This window comes from Vibrio sp. McD22-P3, assembly GCF_021568915.1.
In the GTDB taxonomy this organism is placed as follows: domain Bacteria; phylum Pseudomonadota; class Gammaproteobacteria; order Enterobacterales; family Vibrionaceae; genus Vibrio; species Vibrio mediterranei.
Genome location: NZ_JAKGTN010000002.1, coordinates 228,246 through 240,025, shown reverse-complemented (window position 1 = coordinate 240,025; position 11,780 = coordinate 228,246). Strand labels below are relative to the sequence as shown.

Here is an 11,780-nt window from a genome sequence, read left to right as displayed (position 1 = left end):
GGAGACTTACGATGAAACATATCGCCATCATTGGTGAATGTATGATTGAACTAAATGGGAAACCATTTGGTGAGATGCATCAGACGTTTGGTGGAGATACGCTTAATGCCGCGGTTTATTTGAACCGTGGCTGTCAGCTTAACTCTGAGGACACCTTAATAAGAACCTCCTTTATCAGCGCTTTGGGAACCGACGCGATCAGCGAAGGAATGATTGCGCGTTGGCAAGATGAAAATATCGATACGCAGTTCGTGTTGCGTGACGGGGATCGAACGCCCGGTCTCTATCTTATTCAGCTAGACGAACAAGGGGAACGGACGTTTCTCTATTGGCGTAACCAGTCAGCCGCAAAATACCTGTTACAACACCCTAATTTTGACACCATTGCTCACGCTCTAAAGTCGACAAATATGGTCTTTCTCAGCGGCATCAGCTTAGCGATTTTACCCACTGAGGATCGAGTCAAACTTTTCGGCTTACTTAACGAGCTAAAACGAAATGATGTCGAAATAAGCTTTGATAGCAACTATCGTCCAGCTTTGTGGCCTTCAGATGAACTTATTACCGTCAAAGAAAACTACCGCCAGATGTATCAACTTACTGATATAGCATTAGTCACCTTTGATGATGAAAAGCTAATTTGGGGAGACCTCAATCCTCAAGTAACCATAGAACGACTTCATAGTGAGGGCATCAAAAATGTTGTGCTAAAACTGGGCTCAGAGGGTTGCTTAGTTTCAGAAAACTTTGGCAAGCAATCCCTAACCGTTCCCACGCAGCCCGTGAAAAATGTTGTAGATACAACATCGGCGGGCGACTCATTTAACGGCGGCTTCCTCTCTTGTTATCTCGCTGGCGGCTCAATGGAGCACTCTTGTCAGAGAGGCAATCGCCTCGCGGGAATCGTAATTCAACATAAAGGGGCAATAATCCCCAAGACTGCGACTGATGTCGTGACCAAAAAAAATTAAGGAATTTACATGTCGACTATCAACGAACAACTACAGGCGCTTAAAGTCATCCCTGTTATCGCTATCGACAAAGCGGAAGATATCATCCCTTTAGGCAAAGTGCTGGCTGAAAACGGCCTACCTGCTGCAGAGATCACTTTCCGTTCTGAGGCTGCAGTCGAAGCGATTCGTTTGCTAAGAGAAGCGCAACCAGACATGTTGATTGGAGCTGGTACGGTTTTAAATCGCGAGCAAGTGATTGCAGCAAAAGAAGCAGGAGCGACATTTATTGTTTCACCTGGTTTCAACCCAAATACCGTTAAAGCGTGTCAAGAGCTTGAGATCGACATTGTACCCGGAGTCAACAACCCAAGTACGGTTGAGGCGGCGCTAGAAATGGGGCTCACTACTTTAAAATTCTTCCCAGCGGAAGCATCTGGTGGCGTTAGTATGGTGAAATCACTGTTGGCACCCTACGGTGATGTTTGCTTAATGCCAACTGGCGGAATCAATCCTAAGAATATCAAAGACTACCTAGCGATCCCTCGTGTACTCGCTTGTGGTGGGACATGGATGGTTGATAAAAAGCTAATCGAAGCTGGGGAATGGGAAGAACTTGCTCGACTTACCCGTGAAGCGGTTGCATTAGTGAATAATTAATCTGTATTGTTGAGGCTCCAGAAGGAGCCTCCCAAGCAATTACGAAAAGGATTTTTATGAAGATTTTGTTCCTGCACACTTTAGCGAGCAACATCACCCTCTTTAAACCTCTAGCCGCAACATCGCTCCCTAAACATGACATATTCCACGATGTCCAAGAATCATTTCTAAGCAACATACGCAAAACAGGGCCAACTCCCTCTATCGTCAAGCAGATTCAAGGTTATTTAAACCATCAGCTTACACAAGGCTATGACTTTATTGTCTGCACTTGTTCAACCCTGGGCCCAATTGTGGATGCTTACCCTGATAACCGTGTTTTTCGAGTCGACCGACCGATGGCAGAACAAACCATTGGCTACAGTCGGATACTTGTTGCTGTTACGCTTGAAAGTACGATAGAACCCACTCGATCTTTACTAGAAAGCTCCAACAACCATTCTCAATTCGAGTTTTTATTTATTCCAGCGGCGTGGGAACATTATGTCGCGGGCTCAATGCAGGCTTTCAATTCAAGCATTGCAAACACTATCACTGAGCATCGTACACATTCTACGGACCGTTATGATGCTATCCTGTTAGCGCAAGCGTCGATGGCATATGCATTAGCGGAGTGTCAGTTTGACATTACCGTTTTATCCAGCCCACAAAGTTGCCTGAACTATCTGGAGAAGCAATTAGAATGACGTTAATGCTATTCGCCCAACTTGTTGGTGGTATTGCTTTTGTCTTTGGAATCATGGCATTTTTACAAAAAGACGACCTTCGGTTTCGTTACTGTATGGTCGCGTTTTGCTTCATCATGATGATACATTTCGCCATGATGGGGGCCGTGGTTGGTGCAATAGGTGTCGCTATCAATGGTATTCGTGCTTTCGTCTCTATTAAAACTCGCTCTAAGCGCGCCATGTGGTTCTTCATTATTATTCTACTTGGCATGACCCTCCCCAATGTCTCCTCTCCTGTAGAGCTCTTACCAATTATTGGTTCCGCAGTGGGTACATGGGCATTATTCTCCGCATCTGGTATCAAAATGCGGAGTTTAATTTTATTCAACTCCGCATGTTGGTTTACCCATAATATGTGGATTGGCTCTATCGGCGGTTCACTAGTCGAAGGTACATTTCTGATAGCTAATACCACCACGATATATCGCTTGTGCATGAAAAAACACGAACCAGCATAGATGCTGGTTCAACACTTTGCCTCAAGTTATTAAAGCTTCGTCATCGTTTTCGGACAGGTATCGAGGTGAGTAGTGACAACTAAACCCGCTTCCGTTAGACAAATATTACCCGGTGCGCCTCCTTCCTCAGCTATAGAAGCGAACGAACACATAACGCCTAGCATAAAAATAAAGACTGCTTTCATATTATTCTCCATGTCATTACGTTCAAAAATGACGATTTCCTTTACTTCGTCATTTATAGCTTAGTCGAAGAAATCAACTCGCAAACTGATTTTTATCTTTATTTTTCAGACAGATAAACCACATTAATATGTTAAATGGCAAGATTTATCCGCTGAATCATATAATCGGTAATTTCAGCGGCAATCGTTCTCCGGTTACGGAACAAAAGCCGTTATAGAAAATTTGACAAGCACTTCTTCAAATTAGCTGACTTGAGGGCACAACCTTTATAAACCATTCAGGTAGAAGAACTATTTTCCAAACACCATTCCCTGAATAAATTTTAGGCACACCACTTGCTTTGTTATTGATACGCAACTCAATAATTGCGTATTTATTATAATAATTAGGATACGAATGTTATGAATTTGTCTATTCGAAAGCGGTTGTATGTCTTAACGATACTTCCTTTACTACTCGTTACATTAGGAATTTTAGGAGTCACTTACTCAAAGGTTTCTGAACTCAACCAACAACAATTTGATGATACCCGAGAAAGCTTGCTGGTTAATAAGAAACAAGAACTGCGCAACTACTTACAACTTGCTAAGTCCTCACTTCTGCCTCTAATTGAGAAAAAAAGCCAGAGAGAAGAGGTGCTTCAGCTACTTAAAAATCTTGAATATGGAGAAAATGGCTATCTATTTGGCTATGACTCGAAAGGCAATCGTCTGCTTGTAGGTAAAAATGGTTCAGGTCTAGGCCAAAACTTTATCGATGCTAAAGACAGCAAAGGCAACTTGTTTATTAAAGATCTTATTAATAACGCCAAATCTAATGCATTTACTACCTACTATTTCCCTAAACCAGGACAAACCAATCCTGAAGCTAAATTAAGCTACTCGATATATATACCTGAGTGGGATTTGATACTCGGTACTGGTTTTTACATAGACGACATAGACACCACTATTTCTGCTATGGAGCAGCAAGCAACAGAAGCGCTTAATGCGAAAATTATCACTATCATTTTATTATCTGGACTGACACTGGTTGTGGTATTTGGTATGGCTACCTTCATCAACCGAAGCATTATGAAGCCACTTGATAAATTCGATGCTTCGCTAAAAACGTTTGCGACAGGTGATGCCGACTTGACTGCAAGAATGGAGAGCTTCGATGCACCTGAATTTAAACGTCTTGGAGAGAACTTCAATGCGTTTGTGAGCAGTCTCCAGGAGATCATTACCAACGTCTCGGAGACCAGCCATATTGTTGTGGAAGAAACTCGCGCGATGAAAGGAAGAGCAATGCAGGTGGATAGCCTTGCTACCAATCAGCGAGAAGAGACCGAACAAGTAGCCACAGCTATGACTGAAATGACGACAACATCCTCTGAAATTTCATCTAACGCCACTAGCGCTGCAACATCAGCACAGCAAGCAGACGAAAATGCCCGAGATGCCCAACAAACGGTGAATACAGCTGCAACGTCTGTACAAGCTCTAGCTGATGAAGTCCTTCAAGCAAGTTCAGTTATCAGTAAGTTAGAAGAAGATGTCAAAAACATCTCCACCTCTTTGACCGTTATTCAAGATATTGCCGAGCAAACTAATTTACTGGCATTAAATGCAGCTATTGAAGCAGCTCGAGCGGGTGAACAAGGACGAGGTTTCGCCGTCGTAGCGGATGAAGTTCGACAGTTAGCTAGCCGCACACAAGACAGCACAGGCGAAATCCATCAGATGATCGAGCAACTCAAAAGCGCTTCCGATGAAGCCGTCAGAGCGATGGACTCCAGCCGAACTAGAGGCGATGAAACGGTACGTCAAACCAATGATGCCGCTACCGCCATCGAAGAAATACAACGAGCAATCGCTAATATTCACGATATGAACGCGCTAATTGCAACGGCAACGGAGGAACAAGCGATTGTCGGTAAAGATATAGCTCAACGTATCGTGGTGATTTCAGACCAAAGTGGTGAATCCGCACAACTTGCAGGTCTAAATAAGAGCGGGAGTGACAATCTAAATCAACGCGCAACGCAATTAGAGCAACTGGTATCCCGTTTTACCGTATAAACCGTTTCTCCACTTTAAAACCAAACGAACCAGCAATATATCGCTGGTTCGTGTTAGCTTCTCAATCATACATATGATCAGAGTTTGGTTGTGTTTTTAGGACAACGCTCCAGATGAGTCGTAATCACTTGTCCTGACTCCATCTGACAGATGGTACCTGGCGCACCACCATTTTCAGCAAAGCTTGAGAATGATGCGAATATCAAGCTAAGTGTCACTAATAATGTTCTCATTTTGTCACTCCTTCTGTACTAGAATTAGACAGAAGCGCCGCCTCCCTGCCTCTGCATAACATAGACTAGGAAAAAACAATTCGATTTCAAATTATGCGCTTCTACAACCAAGCTAAATGAAAAAGTGAGGGATCTAAAATCAAGTGTTCATAAATATTCTGAATAAAAATTAACCTCAAAATCACACACGTTTATTAATAACTTTTTACAATCCACCTTTCACTTACCATTTAGGCTGCACGTTATGAAAATGAACAAGGCGATCGTTGCAATAATTGTTAGCGTATTTTTGCTAACCGGTGCTAGTATCATCACTCTTGATACCCCACCAACCAAGCAACATTTTCAGGCGTCAGCAAACGTGGTTAAAGACACCTACGAGTCACAATTATTTACTCTGTCTGCCTACAAACAAGGTCACTTCGGACTGCGTATGTATAGGCAAACACAAGACCCTAGATACAATGCTGTCGTTTTAGGTGATCTTGCCAACGTAACTTCTAGAGTGAATGAAATTGCGGCTGATGTAACCACGCCTGAAGCCATTCGAGCGTATTCTCTGCAAAGACTTAACGACTATAAAAAAGGCAAAGATGAACGCAGCCAACGTCGCTATGAAGCAACTAAAGAGCAACCTGAATATTTCTATATGGGACTGGACTTGTTGCGCTATTTGGCACGACTGAATGAATACGGTGTCGTTCATAAAGACGATAAAAAACTAAGGTCGATTTTACAGCAATACGATTTTGAAACTGTATTAACTGACCCAGAAATGATTACAGCTTGGGCTGCTCAACTAGCAAATCAAGCCTATTGGCTGAAGCAAATCGGTGAACAAGATCTTGTTGATGAATTTATCGCTGCATTTAGAAAAACTTACCCTGATGGTGAGGACTACCGATTAAGCAATCAGCAATTCGGTAATAAACTTTACGGCATGACGCATATTATCCTCGCAGACTCGGGTTATTACCAACGATTGGTCGACGAAAAAGAGCACCAGTGGATCTTCGACTACTTTAGAAAAAACATCGATGACATCATTTTGCATACTAAAGAAGACGTCGTAGCAGAAGTCGGGTTAAGTTTCTTGCTTGCTGGGTTAGATGAAGATCCTGTTGTAGCGAAAACAAGAGTGGCGATACAAAAAGCCATCGACAAAGATAAAGGCATGATCCCATCAGTTTCCGGCGACTTTGATTTTGCTTATGGGGAACATCGAAATGTCCTTGCTATTATGCTGCTCGATTGGCAACCGCCCAAAGAGGGACCAAGCACAGTCACAGTTCCAAAGCTGTTCTCTGAACTCCCTTACGGCGTAAAGAAGATTTCAAAACCTCAATAGCACGTCGAATATGGCGATTAACTAGTAGTCTAAATTTCGAGTAAACATTCAACTGACGGAGTGGTTAATCGACCACCATACATCTCACTTATATAATTAATCGTTTTTCAACGATAATGCAGTAGTTTTACGGTACTCAGTCGGGCAATTATTAGTTACAAAGTAGTTCAGGTTAAGGAGTACTGAATGTCACTAGCAAAAGAGCGAGCCAAACTTCGCTTAAAATCCGATATCATTAATTATCAATTTCCACCCGGTCAAAAACTCAGAGTAAACGAATTAGCAGAACTTTATGATGTAGGCCTTTCTCCAATGCGAGAAGCCATAATTGCATTAAGTAGCGAAGGTTTCGTCGAATATAAAACTCATTTGGGAGGTTTTGTTTCAAACCTAACATGGAAAGAGTTCATCGAATCCACTTCCACTGCAAACTTCATCTTGTCACAGCTTTTATCTCAACGAGAATACCCCCTAGCACCTGCACAGCTGAAAAAAGCGAAGACCTTGGTTACTGAGTTATCTCACGCATTATTAGAATCACCATTAACACTCAACCATATCGATAGAATAGAGCAACTTTATCAGCGATTTCTGCTGACTCTCACTGAAGAAAAATCAAAGACTATTTCCCACCAACTGCTTAAGACAATACTTGGTGTACTATCCCGATATCGCCGTCTGTATTACCTGAAAACCAGAAGCTATAAACAGATGATTGATATTGAGTCACTATTCAGTCTACTGAATGGGTCATTCAATCAAGTAAGCTATGAAAATGAAGAGATTATTCAGCGCGCTGTACAAGCTAATACAAAAACGATTCAAGAAGTTTTCTGTTTAGAACAAAGTTACGATCACTAATTTCATCTACGTGCCTATAATTATTTTTAGTGTATGTTGAAAAGCTAATAAGTCTTTATGTCGAAAATGAATTTTGAGTCTTTGATTTTATCTCAGTCCCAAAAACTGCATGCTGGAGAAATCGAGCAATTTGTTGGCACATGGAATGCCTGCGCCTCAGAACTACTTGAGTTTTATGGTTTGGATAGACTAACGGTTTATCCAAACTCTCCAATACTACTCCGAGACCAAAAAACTCTCTCCAGTGCTCGTGAAACTATTCCCCCTCTGCATAAGTTCGATTATCTGTCGGATGATGATAGTCATTTACACTACTTGCGCTTGCTCAAAACGAAATCACTTTATCGAGTATTTGATGAAGTAGAATTAGCGACATCCAGTCAATACGTTTTAAAACGTATTTTTCGTCAAGGCGGACGTTGGCACGCCATTATTCCCCTAAGTTTCTTTGCCAAACCGTGGGGAGCAATATCGTTAACCAACTTTGAACGAGGTTATGATGAGTTCACAGAGACTCTAGCTCGACAGATAAAAATGGTCGCCGAAATGTGGTTGTGTTATTGGCAGCATGCTGATTTACGTTTAAGTTTACATGGCAATGCTGGCAGTATTGCTCAAGAGTCCGACAATGAACGACTCATTAAACTGACGCTAAAGCAAACGACCATCTTATCGTTACTTGCTCAAGGTAAATCCGCTAAAGAATGTGGAGAATTGCTTCATCTAAGCCCAAGGACCATTGAATCACACAAGTACCGTATGCAGATTGGTCTTGGTTTGGATAGCAAGGCGGAGCTCATTCAATTTGCTTTAAGAAACGGTTTAGGTTCACCTCTTAAAAGTTAAAGAGCCCCTGAAAGGAGCTCTTTGAATAATTGCTAACAACCTCTATTTAAAGATATTTCAAAGAAATACCCTCTTCATTAAATAAGTGAATTTTCTCTGGTTGCGCTTTTAAGTGAATGGTTTCACCTTTGTGGAAATCAAGGATACCTGGTAACTTTGCCACGACCGTCTCATCATGTCCTTCAACATTAATATGTAGGAGAGTCACTTCACCCAAGGATTCGACAAATAACACTTTCCCAGACATAAGTGCATCGGACTCTTCAGCGACTAAAAAGTCTTCCGGTCTGATTCCCAATTGTAACGTACAGCCATTGAGCTCTTGTGCTGCTGCAATTGGTATTTCTACGTTGTGGCCACTCTCTGCAGTAACCAAGGAGTGCTCACCTGCCTTCTCCATACGCGCTTTACTAATGTTCATCGCCGGAGAGCCAATAAACTGAGCCACAAACACATTCGCCGGATTGGTATAAAGCTCAAGTGGCGTGCCTACTTGCTCAATCTTACCTGCTGATAAGACAACGATTCTGTCAGCGAGCGTCATTGCTTCTACTTGATCGTGAGTCACGTAAATCATCGTGGTTTCCGTTAACTCTTCCTTCAAGTTGGCAATTTCGATTCGCGTTTGAACACGTAACGCTGCATCTAAATTGGAAAGCGGTTCATCGAATAAGAACACCTTAGGTTGGCGAACAATCGCTCGACCAATCGCTACCCTTTGTCGCTGACCACCGGAGAGCGCCTTAGGCAGACGATCAAGATACGGTTCAAGTTGCAACATACGAGCGGCTTCCATAACGCGCTCATGTATAGCGTCTTTCGGCTCCTTCGCTATGCGCATCGCAAAAGCCATATTGTCGTATACGGTCATATGCGGATAGAGAGCATAAGTCTGGAACACCATGGCAATGCCCCGCATCGCGGCTGGCAACTCATTCACTCGAGCCCCTTCAATACAAAGCTCACCTGAAGTGATGTCCTCAAGGCCCGCAATCATTCGAAGCAGAGTAGACTTACCGCAACCTGAAGGTCCAACGAATACGATGAATTCGCCTTGGTCGATGTCCAGATCGATGCCGTGCAGTACCTGAGTTTCACCGTATGATTTTTTAACGTTTGTTAGAGATAATCCTGTCATTTCTTTCTTCTCATCGTTGAATCAGGAACTGCTTACTTAACAGAACCAGAAAGTAGGCCACGAACTAGATAACGTTGCAGCGTAAAGAACACGCCCAAAGGCACAGCAATCGAAACAAATGCAGATGCTGTCAAAATCTCCCAGTTACCACCACGAGAGCCTAATAGTTCACGTAATCGTGCTGTGAGTACCATGTGCTCTTCGCCAGTGCCCAAGAATACCGTTGCAACAAGAAGGTCATTCCATACCCATAAGAACTGGAATATCCCGAATGATGCTAGTGCCGGGAACGACAGCGGCAGAACGATTCTCATGAATATTTCGAAGTCAGTCGCACCGTCCACTTTCGCCGACTCGATAATCTCTCTAGGCAAACTGGAGATGTAGTTTCGCAGCAAATAAATCGCCAATGGCAATCCAAACCCAGTATGCGCTAACCATATTCCCAAATAGGTTTTCGCCCCGACACCGAAGAAAGCCCCAATGTCGTTATAAAGTCTTAAAAGAGGAATCAAAGACATTTGCAGCGGTACAACCAACAAACCAACCACAACTGCAATAAGTAGGTTTCTACCCGGCATTCTCATCCAAGACAACGCATAAGCCGCGTACGCCGCAATAAGAATTGGGATGATTGTTGCGGGAATAGTAACGGTCAAAGAATTAATAAACGAACGACCAATACCTTCTGCCGTAAGTACTTCACGATAGTTGTCTAAACCAAACTTCGGTGGCACCACAGCGGTAAAGAAAATTCGTTTCCCTCGTTTGCCTTTGAACGGTTCGAGTGCTGTCATTTTGTAGTGACCATCTTCCGTTACCGTTAGCGTGCCACCCTTTCTCATTTCAGCAACATCACCAGGGACGAATTTTGTCGGTTCGCGAGAAGAGAAACCAAAGGCATGGACTTCAGCAGGCTTACCATCGACGAGTAATTGCCCCTTGAGAACATAAACGTCACCTTCCTGAACTTGGGTGTCAGGCGCTCCAGTGCGGTCTACAAGGTTCTGCTCGGAAGCGGTTAATGACGTCCACCAGCCTGATAACGCAAGCTGATCTTTGTCCCTAAACGATGAGATAAAAAGACCTGCTGTTGGTAGAGTCCATAGAATCACAATCAGCAACACCGAAGCGTGAACCAAAATAGTCAGTGGCGAACGTCGTAATTTGCTTAAGCTAAAGCGTGCGTTACTCTCTTCAAGACTTGGCGCTGTTTGGGCTTTTTCAGTCATTATCGCCCCTCCATTTGAGCGCTAGCTTGGCGCATGTTCCATACCATGACAGGAATTACCGCCACCATGATCACGACCGCAATCGCTGCGCCACGGCCAAAGTCACCGCCACCACGGAACATCCAGTCAAACATCATATTTGCCAGAACCTGAGTACTCCACTGGCCGTTCGTCATCGCTAACACGATATCGAAGACCTTCAGAACCAGAATGGTGATTGTGGTCCACACTACTGCAATCGTTCCCCATATCTGTGGAATGAGAATTTTAAAGAATATTTGTACTCCATTGGCTCCATCCAGTACCGCCGCTTCCACCGTTTCTTCTGGAATACCGCGCAGAGCCGCAGACAAAATAACCATTGCAAAGCCGGTTTGAATCCAAATAAGAATGACCATCAAAAAGAAGTTATTCCAAAACGGGATGGTTATCCAAGCCTGTGCAGTACCTCCAAAGAACTCAACCACGGCATTCAAAATACCTATCTGCTCCGACCCCGGCGCACGGTAGTCGTAGACAAACTTCCAAATGATCGATGCACCAATGAATGAAATAGCCATTGGCATAAAGATTAAACTCTTAGCAATATTCCCCCAGCTCACTTTGTCAGTCAGTGCTGCGATAACCAAGCCAAAAAATGTGGAGGCGGCAGGCACAACCAATAACCACAATAGATTGTTAAATAGTGACTCTCTAAACTCAGGATCGTTGAAGAGCCAAATGTAATTTCCTAATCCTACAAATTTGTCAGCATTTCTGTCGTGCATTGACAGATAGAATGACTCAAATACTGGATAGACAAGATAGAGGCCTAAAAACGCCAAGGCAGGCCCAAGGAATAACCAAGGACGAATCGCTGCCGCTCGTCTAAGGTTTTGTGCCATCTTTTGGTTTGAGACATTTCTGGTAGGAAATAGGATAGTGAGAAGCCAGTTGCTGCCTACGAAGTAGACCACACATCCAGCGACGCCTAGTGCCATGATAAATAAAGAGGAATAAAGCTGTTCCATCATTACCTCGCTTTATAGAGAGACTTAACGAATATCAAGATTGCGAAAGCCGATAGACGACCCAATG

Annotated in this window: 13 protein-coding genes; 8 read left to right on the top strand and 5 right to left on the bottom strand. The window is 43.2% G+C overall.

The annotated features are described in order from the left end of the window. Window positions 1-11: 11 nt before the first annotated feature. From L2W36_RS03150 to L2W36_RS03135, 4 genes are read left to right on the top strand one after another with little or no spacing between them, the layout of a single operon-like run. A complete protein-coding gene (locus tag L2W36_RS03150) occupies window positions 12-971 on the top strand; it encodes a sugar kinase (protein WP_236109300.1) in 960 nt (319 codons plus the stop codon). Window positions 972-980: 9 nt separating this feature from the next. Further along, on the top strand, window positions 981-1,610 hold the full coding sequence (locus L2W36_RS03145; RefSeq protein WP_006070316.1) for a bifunctional 4-hydroxy-2-oxoglutarate aldolase/2-dehydro-3-deoxy-phosphogluconate aldolase: 630 nt from the start codon (window positions 981-983) through the stop codon (window positions 1,608-1,610). A 56-nt stretch (window positions 1,611-1,666) separates the two neighbouring features. Then, complete coding sequence (locus L2W36_RS03140; RefSeq protein ID WP_236109299.1) at window positions 1,667-2,296, top strand: hypothetical protein; 630 nt, start codon at window positions 1,667-1,669, stop codon at window positions 2,294-2,296. Next, complete coding sequence (locus L2W36_RS03135) at window positions 2,293-2,796, top strand: YgjV family protein (RefSeq protein WP_236109298.1); 504 nt, start codon at window positions 2,293-2,295, stop codon at window positions 2,794-2,796. Before L2W36_RS03140 ends, L2W36_RS03135 begins: the two co-directional genes overlap by 4 nt. 29 nt (window positions 2,797-2,825) lie before the next feature. Here L2W36_RS03135 and L2W36_RS03130 read toward each other — a convergent pair whose 3' ends face one another. Beyond that, a complete protein-coding gene (locus tag L2W36_RS03130) occupies window positions 2,826-2,981 on the bottom strand; it encodes a hypothetical protein (RefSeq protein WP_006070313.1) in 156 nt (51 codons plus the stop codon). Window positions 2,982-3,383: 402 nt separating this feature from the next. Between L2W36_RS03130 and L2W36_RS03125 the strand changes: the two genes are divergently transcribed. Beyond that, window positions 3,384-5,045 carry a methyl-accepting chemotaxis protein gene (locus tag L2W36_RS03125; protein ID WP_031493454.1) on the top strand — a complete coding sequence of 554 codons (1,662 nt, stop codon included), beginning with the start codon at window positions 3,384-3,386 and terminating at the stop codon, window positions 5,043-5,045. Window positions 5,046-5,122: 77 nt separating this feature from the next. Here the strand turns inward: L2W36_RS03125 and L2W36_RS03120 are convergent, their stop codons facing one another. Next, a complete protein-coding gene (locus tag L2W36_RS03120) occupies window positions 5,123-5,278 on the bottom strand; it encodes a hypothetical protein (RefSeq protein ID WP_198559226.1) in 156 nt (51 codons plus the stop codon). Between the two features lie 244 nt (window positions 5,279-5,522). On the opposite strand from L2W36_RS03120, the gene L2W36_RS03115 reads away from it, so the two are divergent. From L2W36_RS03115 to L2W36_RS03105, 3 genes are all read left to right on the top strand, one after another. Further along, window positions 5,523-6,626, top strand: a complete 1,104-nt coding sequence (locus tag L2W36_RS03115) for a DUF3541 domain-containing protein (protein ID WP_236109297.1) — start codon at window positions 5,523-5,525, stop codon at window positions 6,624-6,626. A 186-nt stretch (window positions 6,627-6,812) separates the two neighbouring features. Beyond that, a complete protein-coding gene (locus tag L2W36_RS03110; RefSeq protein ID WP_006070309.1) occupies window positions 6,813-7,487 on the top strand; it encodes a GntR family transcriptional regulator in 675 nt (224 codons plus the stop codon). Window positions 7,488-7,544: 57 nt separating this feature from the next. Then, on the top strand, window positions 7,545-8,333 hold the full coding sequence (locus tag L2W36_RS03105; protein ID WP_006070308.1) for a helix-turn-helix transcriptional regulator: 789 nt from the start codon (window positions 7,545-7,547) through the stop codon (window positions 8,331-8,333). 46 nt (window positions 8,334-8,379) lie between these two features. On the opposite strand, the gene L2W36_RS03100 is transcribed toward L2W36_RS03105, so the two are convergent. The 3 genes from L2W36_RS03100 to L2W36_RS03090 are packed head-to-tail and all read right to left on the bottom strand — an operon-like array spanning window position 8,380 to window position 11,716. Continuing rightward, window positions 8,380-9,471, bottom strand: a complete 1,092-nt coding sequence (locus L2W36_RS03100) for an ABC transporter ATP-binding protein (RefSeq protein ID WP_006070307.1) — start codon at window positions 9,469-9,471, stop codon at window positions 8,380-8,382. Between the two features lie 32 nt (window positions 9,472-9,503). Then, window positions 9,504-10,703, bottom strand: a complete 1,200-nt coding sequence (locus L2W36_RS03095) for a carbohydrate ABC transporter permease (protein ID WP_006070306.1) — start codon at window positions 10,701-10,703, stop codon at window positions 9,504-9,506. Beyond that, window positions 10,703-11,716 (bottom strand): carbohydrate ABC transporter permease, encoded by a 1,014-nt coding sequence (locus tag L2W36_RS03090; RefSeq protein ID WP_235225472.1) that lies wholly within the window; start codon window positions 11,714-11,716, stop codon window positions 10,703-10,705. The genes L2W36_RS03095 and L2W36_RS03090 overlap by 1 nt, the downstream gene beginning before the upstream one ends. Between the last annotated feature and the right edge of the window lie 64 nt (window positions 11,717-11,780).

Bases quoted from the DNA above. Each gene is read 5' to 3' on its own strand.
- L2W36_RS03150 (WP_236109300.1), top strand. From the start codon at position 12: ATGAAACATATCGCCATCATTGGTGAATGTATGATTGAACTAAATGGG.
- L2W36_RS03145 (WP_006070316.1), top strand. From the start codon at position 981: ATGTCGACTATCAACGAACAACTACAGGCGCTTAAAGTCATCCCTGTT.
- L2W36_RS03140 (WP_236109299.1), top strand. From the start codon at position 1,667: ATGAAGATTTTGTTCCTGCACACTTTAGCGAGCAACATCACCCTCTTT.
- L2W36_RS03135 (WP_236109298.1), top strand. From the start codon at position 2,293: ATGACGTTAATGCTATTCGCCCAACTTGTTGGTGGTATTGCTTTTGTC.
- L2W36_RS03130 (WP_006070313.1), bottom strand. From the start codon at position 2,981: ATGAAAGCAGTCTTTATTTTTATGCTAGGCGTTATGTGTTCGTTCGCT.
- L2W36_RS03125 (WP_031493454.1), top strand. From the start codon at position 3,384: ATGAATTTGTCTATTCGAAAGCGGTTGTATGTCTTAACGATACTTCCT.
- L2W36_RS03120 (WP_198559226.1), bottom strand. From the start codon at position 5,278: ATGAGAACATTATTAGTGACACTTAGCTTGATATTCGCATCATTCTCA.
- L2W36_RS03115 (WP_236109297.1), top strand. From the start codon at position 5,523: ATGAAAATGAACAAGGCGATCGTTGCAATAATTGTTAGCGTATTTTTG.
- L2W36_RS03110 (WP_006070309.1), top strand. From the start codon at position 6,813: ATGTCACTAGCAAAAGAGCGAGCCAAACTTCGCTTAAAATCCGATATC.
- L2W36_RS03105 (WP_006070308.1), top strand. From the start codon at position 7,545: ATGTCGAAAATGAATTTTGAGTCTTTGATTTTATCTCAGTCCCAAAAA.
- L2W36_RS03100 (WP_006070307.1), bottom strand. From the start codon at position 9,471: ATGACAGGATTATCTCTAACAAACGTTAAAAAATCATACGGTGAAACT.
- L2W36_RS03095 (WP_006070306.1), bottom strand. From the start codon at position 10,703: ATGACTGAAAAAGCCCAAACAGCGCCAAGTCTTGAAGAGAGTAACGCA.
- L2W36_RS03090 (WP_235225472.1), bottom strand. From the start codon at position 11,716: ATGATGGAACAGCTTTATTCCTCTTTATTTATCATGGCACTAGGCGTC.